This window comes from Hymenobacter sp. APR13, from assembly GCF_000737515.1.
Classification (GTDB): domain Bacteria; phylum Bacteroidota; class Bacteroidia; order Cytophagales; family Hymenobacteraceae; genus Hymenobacter.
This window is the reverse complement of the sequence record NZ_CP006587.1, coordinates 3,198,749-3,215,888: the sequence shown is the minus strand read 5'-3', so window position 1 is coordinate 3,215,888 and position 17,140 is coordinate 3,198,749. Positions and strand designations below refer to the sequence as shown.

Below are 17,140 nucleotides of genomic sequence, written 5' to 3'. Positions count from 1 at the left end.
TATCAGCACCTTCCCCTCTGACCTCACTGCCTGCCGCCTGGCAAAAAAATAGGGCATCCAAGATATTTTTCTGTGCCTGACACAGACGCCTAGCCGGCGCACCGGCCAGGCGTCGGGCCAACATCTAGTCCAGTGGAGGTACTGCGGCGGTGCTATGCCTCGTTGGAGGCACCCACGGCCCGCATGGCGCTACTGCAGCTGCCACACCATGCCCATCCCCATGCCGCCCCCGGGCTGCCACGTTGGCGTCAGGCTCATGCCCTTGGGCAAGCCTGGCTTGCGGCCCCAGCGGTTACGGTGCGTGAGGTAGCCTACGTGCGCCGCCAGAATGCCGAAGCCGGCCCCCGCTACCACGTCGCTCTGCCAGTGCTTGTTGTTGATCATGCGCAGGGCCGCCACGCTGGTCGCAATGGTGTAGGCGCCTACCCCGTACCACTGGCTTTTGTCGCGGAACTCGGTGTGCACGATGCTCGCGGCCAGAAACGCCTGCGCCGTGTGCCCCGACGGAAACGACTGGTTGTCGGAGCCATCAGGGCGGGGGTTGCGGGTAAGGTTTTTCACGGCGAAGACCGTTCCGAGCATGAACAGCTCGCTCTTGAGCACCACCAGCCCCACGTTCAGCCGGTCGTTGCGCGACTCCACGCCGGCCAGCGCCACCACGCCCAGCTCCACGTACGGCGCCAGAATCAGGAGGTCATCGAGGCGGGTGCGGTAAGTCGGGAACAGGCGTTGGATGTCGCGGCGGGCTTCCTGGTTGGTGTAGAAACCGCCCCCCCCGGCCGTGTAGGCGCCATAGCCGATCAGCACAGCCGGCACAATAGTGGCTTTCACCAGCTTGCCTTTGTACCAGGGCTGCTTCACAGCGGCCGGCACGCCGCCGGGATTTTCAAACTTGCGGGTAGTGTCGGCCGGTGCCGGTGCCACCTGGGCCACCGTTTGGGCAAGCGGGGCAGTAGCCAGCGCAGCCACCAGCGCCCAGCGAGAAAAGACTGCTTTCATTGAATACAAAGTAATGCCTGAGGTCTGCTTGAAGTCTGAATCCAGCGCCAGTGGCTGGCTGCGGGCGGGTAAGCCGGCAGGATACGCAACGATTCAGTGGAAACAATAAGTTGCGCTTTCGCCATAACGAAACAACCCCCGCTACCAGCCTGAAGGCTATAGCGGGGGTTGCTGAACTAGAGGTGACGAGCGGATTCGAACCGCTGTACGAGGTTTTGCAGACCTCTACCTAGCCGCTCGGTCACGTCACCAGGGCTTTGAGGATGCAAACATACGGCATATTCCGGCTTCTGCCAAGGTCGGCCGCCAGGTTTTCGCGGTCAGCGCGGTAAGTGGCTGGCATCGTGCGGAAAATTTTCTGCAGACTACCTGCTTCGCGGCTATCTAATCGGGCAAACACCTGGCCCCGCCCCAAGCCACAGCCGAAGCGCCAGGGCGGCCGGCCACAAAAAAAGGGCCCCAGCTTGCGCCGGGGCCCTTCTTAAGCTAACGGTGGAGAAGCTTAGGCTTTCTCCTCGTTTTTCTTGTCAGCAGCTTCGTCGCTCGACAGGGCGTTTTTCACCGAGTCAACTACGTCGCCAGCAACTTCTTTGGCTTTCTCGAAAGCTTCGGAGTGCGAGGCAGCCTCTACGGCGTCGCCTACCACTTCTTTGGCTTTGTCGAAGGCAGCCGAAGCAGCACCCGTTACAGCCGACAGGATACCACCTTCGGCGGGAGCCTCAGCAGCCTCAGCTTTTGGAGCAGCCTTGCCCGAGAGCTTCTGCTCACCAGCCTGACGCTCGTTGCCCATCATCTTGTCGCGCAGAGCGCTCAGAGCGTCCAGGTCACCGAGGGTCGACTTCTCAGCCGTTGCGGGCTTCTTGAGGTCGCTCAGTTTGCCTTCGCCCTGGGCCGAAGCACCAGCGGCGCCGGCTGGCTTCTTCTTCGTGAACTTCGAAGCGCGGCCTTCTTCCTCAGCCTGCTGGTTGTACACAGCGTTGTGCGACAGCACGATGCGGCGATCCTCTTTCGAGAATTCTACCACACGGAAGTCCAGCGATTCGCCGTTTTCAGCCTGCGAGCCATCTTCCTTCTGCAGCGACTTAGGATACGCGAAGCCTTCGATGCCGTACGGCAGCTCGAGCACGGCACCACGGTCGGTTTTCTCGGTGATGGTGGCTTTGTGAACCGAGCCGGGAGTGAACACCGTCTGGAACGTATCCCATGGGTTTTCTTCCAGCTGCTTGTGGCCCAGGGCCAGACGACGGTTGTTCACGTCGAGCTCCAGTACCACTACGTCCAGACGGTCGCCAACTTTCACGACTTCCGAAGGATGCTTCACTTTCTTGGTCCACGACAGGTCCGACACGTGCACTAGGCCGTCTACACCCTCTTCCAGTTCTACGAACAGGCCGAAGTTGGTCAGGTTGCGCACCAAGCCGTTGTGCTTGCTGCCGATAGCATACTTCTCGGAGAAGTCGCCACGAGTCCATGGATCTTCGCTGAGCTGCTTGATGCCGAGGCTCATCTTGCGGTCTTCGCGGTCGAGGGTCAGGATCTGAGCCTCTACTACGTCGCCCTGCTTGATGAAGTCCTGCGGGTTGCGCAGGTGCTGGCTCCAGGACATCTCCGAAACGTGGATCAGGCCTTCTACGCCGGGGATGATTTCCATGAACGCGCCATAGTCAGCTACGTTCACGATGCGGCCTTTCACTTTCGAGCCAACGCCCATGTCGGCGCCGAGCGAATCCCATGGGTGAGGAGTCAGCTGCTTCAGGCCGAGGCTGATACGCTTCTTGGCTTCGTCGAAGTCCAGAACTACGATGTTCAGCTTCTGATCGAGTTGCAGTACTTCGCTCGGGTGAGCGATACGGCCCCACGAAATGTCGGTGATGTGCAGCAGGCCGTCTACGCCGCCGAGGTCGATGAACACGCCGAAGTTGGTCATGTTCTTGATAACGCCCTCCAGGATCTGGCCTTTCTCCAGGTTGTTGAGGATGGCTTCGCGCTGCTTCTCGAGGTCTTTCTCGATCAGGACTTTGTGCGAAACTACCACGTTGTCGAAAGCGGCGTTGATTTTCACCACTTTCACTTCCATGCGACGACCCACATAGATGTCGAAGTCACGGATTGGCTTCACGTCGATCTGCGAGCCGGGCAGGAAGGCTTCTACGCCGTCCAGGTCCATGATCAGGCCGCCTTTCGTGCGACGCTTTACTACGCCTTCCAGAACGGTGTCGTTCTCCAGGGCGTCGTAGATGGACTTCCAGGCCTGCTTGATTTTGGCTTTCTTACGGCTCAGGATCAGCTGGCCGTTAGCATCCTCCTGGTCTTCGATGAACACCTCTACCTCGTCACCGATTTTGAGGTCGGTCAGGTCGCGGAATTCCGACAGGGGCACCAAACCATCGGATTTGAAGCCGATGTTCAGGATTACGTCGCGGTCGGTGATGCCTACCACGGTGCCTTTGATTACTTCTTCCTCCTGGACAGTGGTCAGCGTGTCGCTGTACATCTGCTCCATTTCGGCGCGCTGCTCAGCGGTATAGTTACCACCGAAGCCGCTGGCTCCAACGTTGTCCCAGTCGAAATTGTCTACTACTTCTGCCATAGTGTTGTGCAGTGGCCCTCATGTACACGTCCGGCGCAGGGCCCGCCTCCGGAACGCGTTTTTGTTTGATACACAGCGCAAACGCGCCGGCCCACCACCCTGGCGGGGCGGCAAAGATACGGAGTTTGGAGTGAGTTTGTACTGAACACCACCTATATTGAATACCAAATCCTAGTTAAAACAGTCTGTCTTCCAAAATGAAGTTCTCTTTTCTACTCACTCCTATTGTTATTGCTACATTGTCGGGATGCGCCGCGCTAGGCTCGAAATCCAAGTTCAACGCATCTGTTCCGATTACCGGTATTACCGACGTTGCGCTGACCACTTCTTCGGTATCGCTGCCTACTGGTGTCTCTGCTCAGCAAGCTGATTCCGTATTCGTAAAGGAGCTAGCCACCAAGCTCGCCACGGCAACTGGCTGGCGCGTCACATACATTGGCGAAGCAGAAGCTGTCTTGAAAAATGCGAACGAGTTCTTTCAAAATAGTAGATACCAAGCTATAGTACATGCCGAACTAATGCTTAAAAGCTATGGCACGCTACGAGGAACGCCGCGTTATAATGCGTGGACAAGACTTCAGATATTCAAAATTCCGGAGAAGCAACTAATAGGTGAAAGTCATTTTAATACCCTGATGGGCAAATCATACGCTTTGCACCCTGAGCTAACATTAGCCATCCAAGACGGTACGACTGGCCTTGTGGCGCCTTGGCAAAAAAGGACTCATCCGACTCAGTAATAAACAGAAAAGGCCTACTATAGAAGTAGGCCTTTTCTGTTATGATTATGCTGTAGGTGGTCAACTCTACGCCCGACCCATCTCGCGCAAATGCGCCACGTGGGAGGCTACAGCGTAGCGCATCTTGGGGTACTCGTTGTACTCCACGCCGAACTCCAGGCAGGCCTGGCGGATGATTTTGTTGAGGGCGGGGTAATGGACGTGCGAGATGGTGGGGAACAGGTGGTGCTCTACCTGGAAGTTGAGGCCGCCGACCAGCCAGCTGATGACTTTGCTATCGGTAGCGAAGTTGGCGGTGGTCTTGATCTGATGGATGGCCCACTCGTCTTCCAACTTGTTGGTGATTTCGTGGGGCATGGGGAAGGCCGCGTGCTCGACAGTGTGCGCCAGCTGGAACACGATGCTCATGGTGAAACCGACTACCGTGGCAAACACCAGGAAGCCCAGAATCCAGGCCACGAAGCCCACGGTGTAGATGGGTAGGGCCACGAACAGGAACAGGTGCAACGCCTTGAAGCCCCAGAATACGCCCTGGTCGGTGGCGGTCATTTTCTTGATGGGCATCTCCCCGATTTTGCCTTTGAAGTACTTCTGGTAGTCCATGAAGAAGATCCAGGCAATGAAGAGCAGGGCGTAGAAAAACCAGAAGTACAGATGCTGGAACCGGTGGAAACGGTGGCGCGTCTGGGTGCTGCTCAAACGCAGCCAGGGCTGGGCGTCGAGGTCGTCATCTACGCCGTCGACGTTGGTGTACATGTGGTGGATGAGGTTGTGCTTCACGTTCCACATGAAGCTGTTGCCGCCCAGCACGTTCAGGGTGAAGGAGGCAAACTGGTTGATCCACTTGGACTTGCTGAACGAGCCGTGGGCGCCGTCGTGCATGACGTTGAAGCCAATGGCCGAGCCGATGAGGCCCAGCAAGGCGCACTCAGCCAGCGCCAGCCACGTGGGCGGCGTCAGGAACACGAGGTGCAGATACACGGCCACGAAAGCCACCGTGAGGATGATGGCTTTGGCGAACAGGCGGGCGTCGCCGGTGGTGTCTTTGCCGGCTTCGGCGAAGTAGGCGTTGGTGCGAAGCTTCAGCTCTTTATGAAAGGAGCGGGAAGCGGCAAATTTGGGTGCGTGCATGAAGAGCAGAGAATAGGAATGCGGTAAATATACCGCTTCATAACCCGAGCCGACCGACGAACGGTCCATATCCCGGGATTATGTACGCTGGAGCTTGGCAACTACGGCCGGGTCACCTCGCCCCCACCCGCTACCGGCAGCCCCGGCCGCAGCAACGGCCGCAGCTCCGCCAACGGCACGAACACCCGGATTTCGCCCTGCGCATACGAGGCTATTTCATAAGGAGAGTAGATGAACACGGCCCCACCGCTGGTCAGGAAGACATTGCGGGTGGCGGGCAGGTGTTTTACAAACAGCGGGCCTTCCAGCGAAGCGCCGGGCGCCAAACCCAGCATGCGGCGGGCGGCCTGGTCGAGCAGGGCCACCAGTTGGGGCTGGGTGCCGGCCCGGAAGATGTCGTCGTAGCGGAGGCGGCGGCCGGTGCGGGTGTCGAAGGTGGCGGCGCTGGTGCCATACATGCCGTGGGCGCCGCCGGTGTAGCTGTAGCCAAAATACCCGATGCTGAGCAGCGGGGCCTGGTTCCAGAGTACGTGCATCAGCTGCTGCTCGTCGTAGCGGAGGCCGATGCCGAAGGCCGGTGAGGAAGTGTCGCCGGGCTCGGGGCGGCTGCCGGCGGCGTCCTGGCGGTAGTCGTCGGTGAATTGCCGGAGGCGCTGCTGCCAGAGTTTCGGCAGTGTCGGGGCCGGCTGAGCATCCACGGTATCGGCGCGCAGGCCGCGTAGCAGGTTGTCGTGCAGAGTTCGGTAGGCGGGTACCGAAGTGGGCAGCAAAGCCAGCAGGCGCTGCTGGGCGTAGGGCGTGCCCGGTAGTTCAGGAAAAGCGGCTACAGAATCCTGAAAATAGGTCGACCCTAGCGAGATACTCCCAACGGGCTGGGCCTGCCGGAGCTGTATGGGGCGGCCGCCGACGGTGCCCGTGAGCAGGCTGCCCTGCTGCCGAAGCCGCCACACGATTGGCTGGCTGCCACTAGCGCCGTGCTCGGGCGCGTAGTCCTGCAACATGAGGCTGTCGGCGGGGCCGGCCGAGCCACTTAGGTCGAACGGGTGGCCGTCGGGGCCGGCGTAGCTGGCGGCCAGGCCGCCAAACTCGGTTCCGGCGGGCCACACCTGCAGGTGCAGCGTGATGGTATCGGTGGGGCTGCCGGGCAGCACACCACGGTACTGCCGGTACCAGGTGCCCGGCGAATCGGGTGGAGCGGTAGTGGCGGCAGAAACCTCGGCAGCGGGTTTATCGGCGGTAGTGGCCTTGTCGGAGGAGTTGGACTGGCAGGCGGCCAGACTGGCCCCAAATAGCAGGCCCGCCAGGCGGGAAGCCGACAAAACAGAGGAGAAAGAATAGCGCATCGGGCCAAAGGAAACACATTCGGCGGCAGCGTACAAAATCTTGGCGCCCCTCTATCCAATAGCTCAATCAGGCGTATGTACGAGCATTACTCTCCCAACCACGTTCAATCTTACTCTTATGAGCTACATCAAAGCCGGCCAGGATGCCAACGGCAACGACATCAAACTGCATTACACCGACCAGGGCACCGGCCAGCCGGTAGTGCTGATTCATGGCTGGCCCCAAAACCACGAAGCCTGGAACTACCAGCTGGGCGAGCTGCCCAAGCACGGCCTGCGCGTGGTGGCCTACACCCGCCGCGGCTTCGGCAACTCCAGCAAGCCGTTTGAAGGCTACGACTACGACACCCTGGCCGACGACCTGAAAGCCGTGCTCGACGAGCTGGACCTGCAAAACGTAACGCTGGTGGGCTTCTCGATGGGTGGCGGCGAAGTAGCCCGCTATATGAGCCGCCACGGCGGTGCCCGCGTGGCTAAAGTAGTGTTCGTATCGGCCGTAACGCCCTACCTGCTCAAAACCGACGATAACCCTGACGGCGTAGACAAGTCGGTGTTCGAGGATATGACCAAGCAGATGAAGGACGACCGTTTCGGCTTCCTGCAGTCGTTTGGTAAAGACTTCTACGGCGTAAGTGCCATTAGTCACCCGGTAAGTCAGGCTGTCCTTGACTGGTCGTTTGGAATGGCGACTTTGGGTTCGCAGCAGGCCACGCTGGGCTGTGCCAAAGCCTTTGCCGAAACCGACTTCCGCCGCGACCTGGAAACCATCAGCGTGCCCGCATTGGTCATCCACGGCGACGACGACAAAACGGTGCCAATCAAGAACAGCGGCGACCGGATGAACCAGCACCTCAAGCACGCTACGTACATCACCTACGATGGCGCCCCACACGGTCTGTTCATCACCGAAAAAGACAAGCTGAACCGCGACTTGGTTGATTTTGCCATTAGCGGCAACGTTCGTAGCGGCGAGAACAGCTAGTAATTACGTAAATGCGTATTGTCAACAGAAAGGCCCGGTTTCCGAAGAAACCGGGCCTTTCTGTTGACAATACACTAGTTTTTCTCAAGCTGCAGACTGATGCGCCGGTTGGCCAGGTCTTCGATGTTCAGTACGTAGGTGTATTTGCCGTCTTCCAGCTTCTTCTCACCTACATAGTCTATCGGTTGCCACTCTACCGTCTGGCCGTTGGTCACCACCTTCACATAAGCATATCTGTAGGCGCTGGTGAAAGACTTGTAGGTGGTGCTCTGCCCCATGGCCAGCGCTCCATAGGTTTGCTCTCCGTCGTTGGTATTCACAAGCACGCTTTCGAAGGCGTAAGGACTGGCATTGCGTACCCGGATGGTTACGCCTTTCGGGCTGGCATCGTCGTCTTTTTGGCAGGCCACGCAACTCAGCATCAAACTCAGAAACAGCAACGGGTTTTTCATATTAGGTATAGTGTAGGTACGCTCAGGGGAGCCCACACGCTGAAAAACGGTTGCAAGTACGCTGGCTATCGGCCACTAATGAGCTGGCACAAACGCACAAAAAAGCCGGTAGCAACTGCTACCGGCTTAATGGGTGAGATAGGCGTGCCAGTTCTGGTCGATGGTACCGGCACTGAGCCTGAGGAACCCCGATAAGGTGGGCTTTTTGGGCTGCTGCCTGATAGTGAGGCCGGCCTCCTGCGGCGTACGGTGCCCTTTGGCATGGTTGCAGCGGGCGCAGGCCGTAAGCAGGTTGCCCCAGCTGCTGTCGCCGCCTCGGGAGCGGGGCAACACGTGGTCGAGGGTGAGGTTTTTGGTAGAACCGCAATACTGACACTCGAAATGGTCGCGCTTCATAATATTGTGGCGGCTCAGGGCAATACCTTTATAAGGCACCCGCACGTAGCGCTGCAACCGGATGATGCTGGGCTTGGGATACGAGGTGCTCACGGTGCGCAATACGCCACTCTCCGACCGGGCTATCATCTCGGCTTTGTCGAGAAACAGCAGGACGAAGGCTTTCTGTACGCTGCACAGCGTTATGGCGGTATAGTCGCCATTCAGGACTAAGACTTTTTGATCCATACGCGCTTGGGGTGGAATCATCGGGTACAGCGAAAGCTAGATGATTCTTAGCGCATTAACAACAGCCCGGAAGTTTAGTTTCCGACACTACGGACTGGTTTTCGGCCGGCATTGGCAGGCAGGCAACACTCCTGAGCTAGGCACTCCAGCTAGCCGCCACCTACTGGCCCGAGTGGCTACGGATACTGTTGAGCTAGTAAATATTCCGGCGAAGGCAGATATTACTACCCGTTTATGCTGCGTTGAGCACTTGCACTGGCAGCCATCCTTTACTATGCCATATGCCTCTTTTGCCTGAAACCTTGCCTTACGTCATGCCGGCCACGGCTCGACTATTGTATGACAGCCACTACCTGCAAGTGGCCATCGACGTGCAGAACTCGTGGCTGTACGCTTGTTGGCTGGGCGAAATAGCGCAAGCTGATTTATACAAAGGGGTAGAAGTGATAGTGCGCATCGCGCAGGAAAACGGCCTTTCCAAGCTGCTCAACGACAACCGCTACCTCACTGCGCTACGCGTAACACCCGCCGACTGGTATCGTAGCAACGGCCTTAAACAGCTTTATACCAACGGCCTGCATTACGTAGCCTGGATTTATGCCCCCGACATGCATGCACGTGCTATGGCCGATGGAGCCATGACGAAAAATATTTGGCCGCTGACGCTGACCTTCGAAGAGTATGACGTAGCCGTAGACTGGCTCCGAAGCATGCCTTAGCTCTTTGCCACTTACTCGGCCAGCAGGCGCTTAATCAGGCGCAGCTTGTGAGTATACTTCTGCCGGTCGCGGTGGAAGATGCCGTTGTGGTCGAGCGGGTCGATGCGGACTTCGCCGCTGGCGTGCAGAATCTGCTGATCCTCCAGCAGCAGGCCTACGTGCACGATGTTGCCGTCGGCGTTGTCGAAGAAGGCCAGGTCGCCGGGCTGGGTCTGGGCCACGAAATGCACGGGCTGGCCGAGGTGGATCTGCTGGCGGGCGTCGCGCGGAAGCTGCACCCCAATCAGGCCGTAGAGCTGCTGCATCAGCCCCGAGCAGTCGATGCCGAACAGGCTTTTACCGCCCCACAGGTAGGGCGCTTTCAGGTACGTGAGGGCCATTTTCTGCAGCAGCCGCAGCCGCTGGTCGATGGGGCCGTGCGGGCCGTGGCCGTTCTGCGGATTGGTGGCGGCTCCGTTGTAAAACATCTGCCGGTCGCCCACGCGCAGGGTCATGCCATCAAAAAACGGCAGCCTTGAGCCCAGCTGCACCGGAATGCGCGTGTTGGGGCAGCTCACCATCTGCACCACGTCGAGCGTGCGCGGGTGGTCCTGGGCTTGCCACGCCGCCAGATACTCGGGGCTCACGGGCGTGTGCTGCTTGAGGTCCATCCAGCCCACGTACTGGTCGGCGGCGGTCCGGATCTGGATCCACATGCCCTGGGTGAGCTGAATGGAGTAGCACTCGCCGAAGATGAGCTGGGTGACGATTTCGGCTTTATCGGTGGCCTCAGCGCGCACCGGCACAACGCTCAGCGCGCAGATTCCGTGTTCCAAAGTGGTGGATTGGTGGGTTAATGGATTCGTGGCTTGATAATACAAAGAACGTCATGCTGAGCGAAGCCGAAGCATCTCTACTGCCAAACTAATTTTTGATTAGCTCACAGTAGAGATGCTTCGGCTTCGCGGACGTCAGATCAGGCATAACACTCTATATACCCAGCGCTAGTAGTCGCGGGCGCGGTCCATTTCGCGCTTCTGGTCTTTGGCCTTGAGGTCGTCGCGCTTGTCGTAGAGCTTTTTGCCCTTGGCCAGCGCAATTTCCACCTTGGCAAATCCCCGGTCGCTGACGTACATGCGCAGCGGGATGATGGTGAGGCCCTGCTCCTGGTTTTTGTGGGCCAGCTGCTTCAGCTCGCGCTTGTTAAGCAGCAGCTTGCGGGCGCGCATGGGCTCGTGGTTGTTGTAGGTGCCCTCGGTGTACTTGGCGATGGTGACCTGGTTGAGCCACAGGCTGCCGTCGGTGTGGAAGGTGCAGAAGCCGTCCTGCAGCTGCACGCTGCCCTCGCGGATGCTCTTGATTTCGGTGCCCTGCAGCATGATGCCGGCATCATACTTCACCAGGAAAGCGTATTCGTGGCTGGCGCGGCGGTTCTGGATGTTAATGCGCTTGGGCGCGTCGTCTTTTTTGGAAGCCATAGAACGGCAAATGTAGCATAGGCTTTAGCCTGTGCCGGAAAGGAATAAGGTGTTTCTCGCACTGGTACGCAAAGTAGCCGGCGAGCGGCTGACCCGAATGGCCCGGGCCAGCAGGCTGGCGCGAGTACCAAGCCGCGTAGCTTGAGTCGGCACAAGCTAAAGCGTATGCTACATGAACGGCTGCTACATGAGCTTCAGGCGCGGGTCGGAGCTGACAAGCTGGTCGGCGAAGTCGCCGGCCTGGTACTGGAACTCGGCGGTTTTGGCCACCATGCCGGCGTTGTCGGTGCAGAACTGGAAGGCCGGGATGAACACCTGCCAGCCCTGGGCGGCGGCCTCGTCCTGCAGCGCCTGGCGCAGACCCGAGTTGGCGGCCACCCCGCCGGCCAGCGCAATCTGGGTCAGGCCCTGGTCGGCGGCGGCGCGGCGCAGCTGGCGTAGCAGCGTCTGGATGATGGTGTACTGAATGCTGGCGCAGAGGTCGGGCAGATTCTGCTGCACGAAATCGGGGTTCTGGGCGGTTTCCTTGCGCAGGAAGTACAGCACCGAGGTTTTCAGGCCGCTGAAGCTGAAGTCGTAGGCGGGCATGGCGCCCACCGGAAACGGGAAGCGCGTGGGGTTGCCTTCGCGCGCCAGCTTATCGAGGTGCGGGCCGCCGGGGTACGGCAGCCCCAGCAGCTTGGCGGTTTTGTCGAAGGCTTCGCCGGCCGCGTCGTCGATGGTCTGGCCGATGATGTCCATTTCCAGCGCCGACTTCACCACCACCAGCTGGGTGTGGCCGCCGCTCACGGTAAGGCACAGAAACGGAAACACCGGCCGCGGCTCCTCGATGAAGTGCGCCAGAATGTGGGCCCGCATGTGGTTGACGGCAATCAGCGGCTTGTTCAGGGCCAGGGCCAGGGTTTTGGCGAACATGCCGCCTACTAATAAGGAGCCCAGCAGGCCCGGCCCCTGGGTGAAGGCCACGGCGTCGAGGTCCTGCTTGCGGATGCCGGCCTTTTGCAGAGCGGCATTCACCACCGGAATGAGGTGCTGCTGGTGGGCGCGTGAGGCCAGCTCGGGCACTACGCCGCCGTATTGCTCGTGTACCTGCTGGGTGGCCACCACGTTGGCCCGGATTTCGCCGGCCACCAGCACGGCTGCGGAAGTGTCGTCGCAGGAAGATTCGATGGCGAGGATGGTAGGCTGCTGCATATAGACAAGGTAGCGCAAGGCGCCGGCTGAGCGAAGCGTTGGACGAAGAAACTAGGCGGTACGGCCGCAACCGGAAGCGGATACCGGGCGCTTCGGCAGACGTAACCGGCTACAAAGTTCGTTAAAACTGCTAACCTGCACCCGCGCTGCTTCGTTGTTGCGGCAACGGTTGCCCGGCCGCCGGCGTCTGTCGGGCAACTGCCAACCCTGTATCTTCGCTCGGATATTCTCTTTCATCTCTGCCCGCCGTGCCCCGTTTCGTCTCCGTTCTGCTGAAAGTGCTGCTGGGCCTCGTGCTGGTGGTGGTGCTGGCCGTGGTAGGGGCGCTGGTGGCCCTGCGCGTGCCCAGCGTGCAAACGCGCCTGGCCCAGAAGGCCGCCCAGGTGCTCACCGACAAGCTAGGCCAGCGCGTGACCGTGGGCCGGGTGGACATCCGCCCGTTTTCGCGGGTGCTGCTGGAAGGCATCCGGGTGCTGGACCGCCGCGGCGACGAGCTGTTCAGCGTGGGCCGCGCCGACGCTGACATTACGCTGTTCAGCGTGCTGAGCCCCGACCGCCTGCACGTGGGCAAGCTCACGCTGGAGGAGCCGCGCTTTGCCCTCGTCACCTACAAAGACCGGCCCGACACCACCAACCTCTCCGAGTTTCTGGCCGCCATCAAACGGCTGGTGGACCCCTCCGACACCACCAAGGCCGGTAAGCCCTTCGACTTCAAGATTGAAGCCATCAGCCTGCGCAACGGGCGCTTTGTGCTGGACCGCCAGGACAAGCCCCGCGAGCCGTACTACGGCCGCTCGATGGACTACGGCCATATGCGCGTGGACAGCATCTACGGCGACTTTTCGCAGATCTGGTTGCGCGGCGACACCATCCATTCCCAGATTGACGGGCTGCGGGCCGTAGATCTGCCGTCGAAAACCCGCCTGCGCGAGCTGACGGCCAACATGACCTACGCCGGCAAGTTCTGGGAATTCGGCGGCCTGAACCTGCGCGTGGGCAACAGCCAGCTGCACGACTACCTGCGGTTTGAGTACCCGCGCTTCCTGGCTTTCACCAGCTTCAACGACTCGGTGCGGGTGGTGGCCCGCCTGCAGCCCTCGCGCATTTACTCTGACGACATTGCCCTGTTTGCGCCCCAGCCCTTCATGCGCGAGCTGAAGGAAACGGTGCTGATTGCGGGCGAGGCCAAAGGCTACGTGCGCAACTTCACAACCAAAAACCTCGACATCACCTACGGCCGCAACACGCGGGTGGTGGGCAATATCAACGTCGAGGGGCTGCCCAACCTGAAGGAGAGCTTCGTGGAGATGCGCCTGCAGCCTTCGGTGGTGGACGGGCGCGACATCCGCAAGTTCATTCCGGCCTCGGGCTGGCCTTACGTCCAGCGGCTGGGCGTCGTGAAGCTGAAAGGCCAGTTTCTGGGCTTCTACAACGACTTTGTGGCCAACGGCTCGTTCCAGACGGCGCTGGGCTCGGTGGTGAGCGACGTCAACCTGAAGTTCAAGGATGACCCGCGGTTTTCGTCTTATGAAGGCGACATCCGGACTACGGGCTTTCAGCTGGGCAAGCTGCTGGGGCAGGAAAACGTAGTGCGCGACGTGACCTTCAGCGGCCGGGTGGAAGGCGTGGGCTTCACGCCCGAAGGCGCCCGCCTCACGGCCAACGCCACCGTGCAAAGCATCTGGCTGAACGGCTACCGCTACCGCAACATCACCACCAACGGCCGCTTCAGCCGCGAGTCGTTTACGGGCAAGATTGCCGCCAACGACCCCAACCTGCAGTTCGACGCCGACGGCAGCATCGACCTGAACCGGCAGCGCCAGGCCTTTGACGTGCGGGCCCGCGTGCGCCGCGCCGACCTGCGCGCCCTGGGCCTCACCAAGCAAAGCGTGGTGGTGGCCACCACCGCCGACGTAAAGTTCCGGGGTTTGCGCCTCGATGAGTTGATTGGGCGGATTCAGCTGCGCAGCTCGCGCGTGGGCTACGCCGGCCGCACCGTGGCCGTGGACACGCTGGACGTGGTGAGCTCCCGCACGGCAACCCAGCGCCGCCTGGCGGTTCGCTCGGAGGCACTCAACCTGACGGCCACCGGCAACTTCGATTTCACGGAGGTTATCCGGAGCACGGAGGTGCTGCTGACCGAGTACCGCCTCAACTTCGAGAGCAACGACGCCGCCATTGCCGACTACTACCGCCGCAAGCGCCAGCGTGCCATTCCGGAGTACGCCATCGACCTGGATCTGTACCTGAAGAAGCCCAACCCGCTGCTGCGCCTGTTTATGCCGGGCCTGCAGGTGGCCAACTATTCGCGCATCGACGGCTCGTTTCGCAACGGGCAGACCTCGATTCTGCAGCTGGGCGGCAGCTTCGACACGCTCATCGTGGACAGCGTGCGCACCTACCGCACGGCCTTCGAATTCAACACCTCCAAGCTGCCCTACCGGCCCGAAGTGCTGGCCCAGGCCAACGTAACGTCGGAGCGGCAGGTGCTGCCGGGGCTGGGCCGCACCGAGGGCTTCTACGTGGAAGGCGTCTGGGACCAGGAGCGCATCAACTTCTCCACGGCCCTGGCCCAGACCAACACCACCAATAAGGCCCAGATCAACGGCGCGCTCAGCTTCCTGCCCGACGCGGTGCAGGTGGTGTTCCGGCAGTCGGGCGTGAATTTGCTGGGCAAGGACTGGACGATTGCGCAGGACAACTCCGTTATCATCTCCAAGCAGGGCAAAGAGTTTGACATCCAGAATCTGAGCCTCAGCAACGGCGCCCAGAGCGTGAGTGCGCAGGGCTTCATCTCGCAGAACCCGGCCAAGGAGCTGCAGCTCACGGTGCGCGACCTGGAGCTGGCTACCCTCACGGCCCTCACCTCCCAGAACATGACCGGCCGCGTGAATGCCGCCGGCACCGTGAGCGGCGTGTACGGCCCGCTCTCCATCAGCTCCACGCTCACCGTCGATTCGCTGACGCTGGATAAGGTGCTGATTGGCAACGTGGCCGGCAAAAGCAATTGGGACAACCGCGCCAAGCAGGCCCTCGTGGACCTGGACGTGCTGCGCGACGGCAGCCGCGTGGTGCGCGTGGCGGGCAGCATTGCGCCTTCGCGCGAAAACGAGCAGCTCAACCTCACGGCCACCCTCGACAAGGCTCCCGTAAAGCTGGCCGAGCCCTTCCTGAAAACCCTGTTCAAGGATATTGGCGGCACAGCCGTAGGCACGCTGCGCCTGGCGGGCCGCTTCAGCCAGCCCCACCTCACCGGCACCCTCGACGTGAGCGATGGGCAGCTGACGTTCATCTACCTGGGCACCACCTACACCTTCTCCGACCGAATCCGGTTTGCCGACGACCGGATTGCGTTGCGCGACATCCGGATGAAGGACCCGCTGGGCAACACCGGCGTGATTACGGGCGACATTTTCCATGATGGATTCCAGAATATGCGGCTGGCGCTGGAGGCGTCGTTCCGTAAGCTCCTGGTGCTCAACACCACCCGTAAAGACAACGAACTGTACTTCGGCACGGCCTACGCCACCGGCTCGGCTCGCGTAAACGGGCCCGCCAACAACCTGGTGGTGAACGTGCAGGCCAAGTCGGAACCCGGCACGCGCCTCTCGCTGCCACTCGACAATGCCGCCCGCGCCGAAAAAGCCAGCTACATCCGCTTCGTTAACCGCAACCTCACCGACACGGCCCGAACCCCCATTCCGGTGGGCGCGCAGGAAAAGGTGGACCTGTCGGGCATCCGGCTGAACATGAACCTGGAGGTGACGCCCGACGCTTACGTAGAGATTCTGCTGGACGAAAGCACCGGCGACGTTATCCGGGGCACGGCCGCCGGGCGGCTGCGCCTCAACATCGACACCCGCGGCGACTTCAACATGTTCGGGCAGATTGAGATTGTGCGCGGGGCCTACAATTTCACCTTGCAGGGCCTAGTAAACAAGGAGTTTGTGGTGCGGCCCGGCGGCACTATTGCCTGGAACGGCGACCCGCTGGCCGGCGAGATGAACGTGACGGCCGCCTACACTCAGCGCACGTCCCTGGCACCCATCCTGGCCACCAACAACGCCGTGGTGCCCGTAACGGCCGTCATGAACCTGACCGGGCCGCTGCTGCTGCCCGTCATCAAGCTCAACCTGGAATTCAACGACATTCCGTCGTCGCTGGAAAGCGACCTGGTGCCGTTCCTGTCGTCGTTGCGCAACGACGAGCAGGAGCTGAGCCGGCAGGTGTTCAGTCTGGTGGTGTTCCGGCAGCTGGCTCCGGCGGCTTCCTTGTCGTCGATTACCTCTTTTCAGGGCCAGAACAACGCCTTCGGCAACAGCCTGGGCCAGATTATCAGCACCCAGCTCGGCGCCCTCACCTCGCAGCTCGACCCTAACCTGGAAATCAGCTTCAACTTCAACGGGCTTTCAGCCGAGCAGCTGCAGGCCCTGCAGGTGCGCCTGAGCTACTCGTTCCTGAACGGCCGGCTGCGCGTCACGCGCGAAGGCGGCTTCAACAACGGCGTGGTGACCGACGCCAACACCGGCGCTACCACTACAGTGGCCAACAACTCGTCCATCATCGGCGACCTGACGCTGGAGTACTACCTGCGCGCCGACGGCAAGTTCCGGGCGAAGCTGCGCTACGAAACCACCCCGCGCGACCTGAGCGCCCTGAGCAACGGCCAGAACCAGGCCCGGGCTGGTATCTCGCTGCTGCACACCGAGCAGTTCGACTCGCTCACGGAGCTGTTTGCCCGCAAGCACCTCACGCGCAAGCAGCAGAACGCCCGCAAAGCCCGCGAAGTCCTCAACGTCGACGACGACCCGCGGACGAGTATGTGAATGAATAATGGTAGAACGTCATTCCGAACGCAGTGAGGAATCTCGCCAGTATAGTAAATCACCACACTGGCGAGATTCCTCAC

General features: G+C 60.6%; 13 protein-coding genes and 1 tRNA gene. 4 read left to right on the top strand and 10 right to left on the bottom strand.

The annotated features are described in order from the left end of the window. Positions 1–189: 189 nt before the first annotated feature. The 3 genes from N008_RS21700 to rpsA all read right to left on the bottom strand — a co-directional run bounded on the left by N008_RS21700 (position 190) and on the right by rpsA (position 3,589). On the bottom strand, positions 190–999 hold the full coding sequence (locus N008_RS21700) for a phosphatase PAP2 family protein (protein WP_052381538.1): 810 nt from the start codon (positions 997–999) through the stop codon (positions 190–192). Positions 1,000–1,179: 180 nt separating this feature from the next. Beyond that, a tRNA-Cys gene (locus tag N008_RS13445) sits at positions 1,180–1,250 on the bottom strand. Positions 1,251–1,501: 251 nt separating this feature from the next. After that, positions 1,502–3,589 carry a 30S ribosomal protein S1 gene (gene rpsA, locus N008_RS13440; RefSeq protein WP_231569710.1) on the bottom strand — a complete coding sequence of 696 codons (2,088 nt, stop codon included), beginning with the start codon at positions 3,587–3,589 and terminating at the stop codon, positions 1,502–1,504. 197 nt (positions 3,590–3,786) lie between these two features. Between rpsA and N008_RS23200 the strand changes: the two genes are divergently transcribed. Then, positions 3,787–4,329 carry a hypothetical protein gene (locus N008_RS23200; RefSeq protein WP_156109318.1) on the top strand — a complete coding sequence of 181 codons (543 nt, stop codon included), beginning with the start codon at positions 3,787–3,789 and terminating at the stop codon, positions 4,327–4,329. A gap of 66 nt (positions 4,330–4,395) precedes the next feature. Here N008_RS23200 and N008_RS13435 read toward each other — a convergent pair whose 3' ends face one another. After that, complete coding sequence (locus N008_RS13435) at positions 4,396–5,460, bottom strand: fatty acid desaturase family protein (protein WP_044016689.1); 1,065 nt, start codon at positions 5,458–5,460, stop codon at positions 4,396–4,398. Between the two features lie 101 nt (positions 5,461–5,561). Next, a complete protein-coding gene (locus tag N008_RS13430) occupies positions 5,562–6,803 on the bottom strand; it encodes a DUF3298 and DUF4163 domain-containing protein (RefSeq protein WP_156109317.1) in 1,242 nt (413 codons plus the stop codon). Between the two features lie 118 nt (positions 6,804–6,921). Here N008_RS13430 and N008_RS13425 point away from each other — a divergent pair, with 118 nt between their 5' ends. Then, the gene (locus N008_RS13425; protein WP_044016684.1) at positions 6,922–7,785 is read left to right on the top strand and encodes an alpha/beta fold hydrolase; all 864 of its coding nucleotides are present in this window, start codon (positions 6,922–6,924) and stop codon (positions 7,783–7,785) included. A 74-nt stretch (positions 7,786–7,859) separates the two neighbouring features. Here the strand turns inward: N008_RS13425 and N008_RS13420 are convergent, their stop codons facing one another. Further along, positions 7,860–8,237, bottom strand: coding sequence for a hypothetical protein (locus N008_RS13420; RefSeq protein ID WP_044016682.1), 378 nt, complete (start codon positions 8,235–8,237; stop codon positions 7,860–7,862). Between the two features lie 126 nt (positions 8,238–8,363). Then, entirely contained in the window at positions 8,364–8,861 is a 498-nt protein-coding gene (locus tag N008_RS13415; protein WP_044016680.1) for an HNH endonuclease, read from the bottom strand. Positions 8,862–9,142: 281 nt separating this feature from the next. On the opposite strand from N008_RS13415, the gene N008_RS13410 reads away from it, so the two are divergent. Continuing rightward, complete coding sequence (locus N008_RS13410) at positions 9,143–9,580, top strand: hypothetical protein (RefSeq protein ID WP_156109316.1); 438 nt, start codon at positions 9,143–9,145, stop codon at positions 9,578–9,580. A gap of 11 nt (positions 9,581–9,591) precedes the next feature. Here N008_RS13410 and N008_RS13405 read toward each other — a convergent pair whose 3' ends face one another. The 3 genes from N008_RS13405 to tsaD form a co-directional block, all read right to left on the bottom strand. Then, positions 9,592–10,395, bottom strand: a complete 804-nt coding sequence (locus N008_RS13405; RefSeq protein WP_044016677.1) for a C40 family peptidase — start codon at positions 10,393–10,395, stop codon at positions 9,592–9,594. Positions 10,396–10,563: 168 nt separating this feature from the next. Next, positions 10,564–11,037 carry an SsrA-binding protein SmpB gene (gene smpB, locus N008_RS13400; protein WP_044016675.1) on the bottom strand — a complete coding sequence of 158 codons (474 nt, stop codon included), beginning with the start codon at positions 11,035–11,037 and terminating at the stop codon, positions 10,564–10,566. Positions 11,038–11,220: 183 nt separating this feature from the next. After that, complete coding sequence (gene tsaD / locus N008_RS13395; RefSeq protein WP_044018761.1) at positions 11,221–12,231, bottom strand: tRNA (adenosine(37)-N6)-threonylcarbamoyltransferase complex transferase subunit TsaD; 1,011 nt, start codon at positions 12,229–12,231, stop codon at positions 11,221–11,223. Between the two features lie 248 nt (positions 12,232–12,479). Between tsaD and N008_RS13390 the strand changes: the two genes are divergently transcribed. Next, positions 12,480–17,057, top strand: a complete 4,578-nt coding sequence (locus tag N008_RS13390; RefSeq protein WP_044016673.1) for a translocation/assembly module TamB domain-containing protein — start codon at positions 12,480–12,482, stop codon at positions 17,055–17,057. The last annotated feature ends 83 nt before the right edge of the window (positions 17,058–17,140 follow it).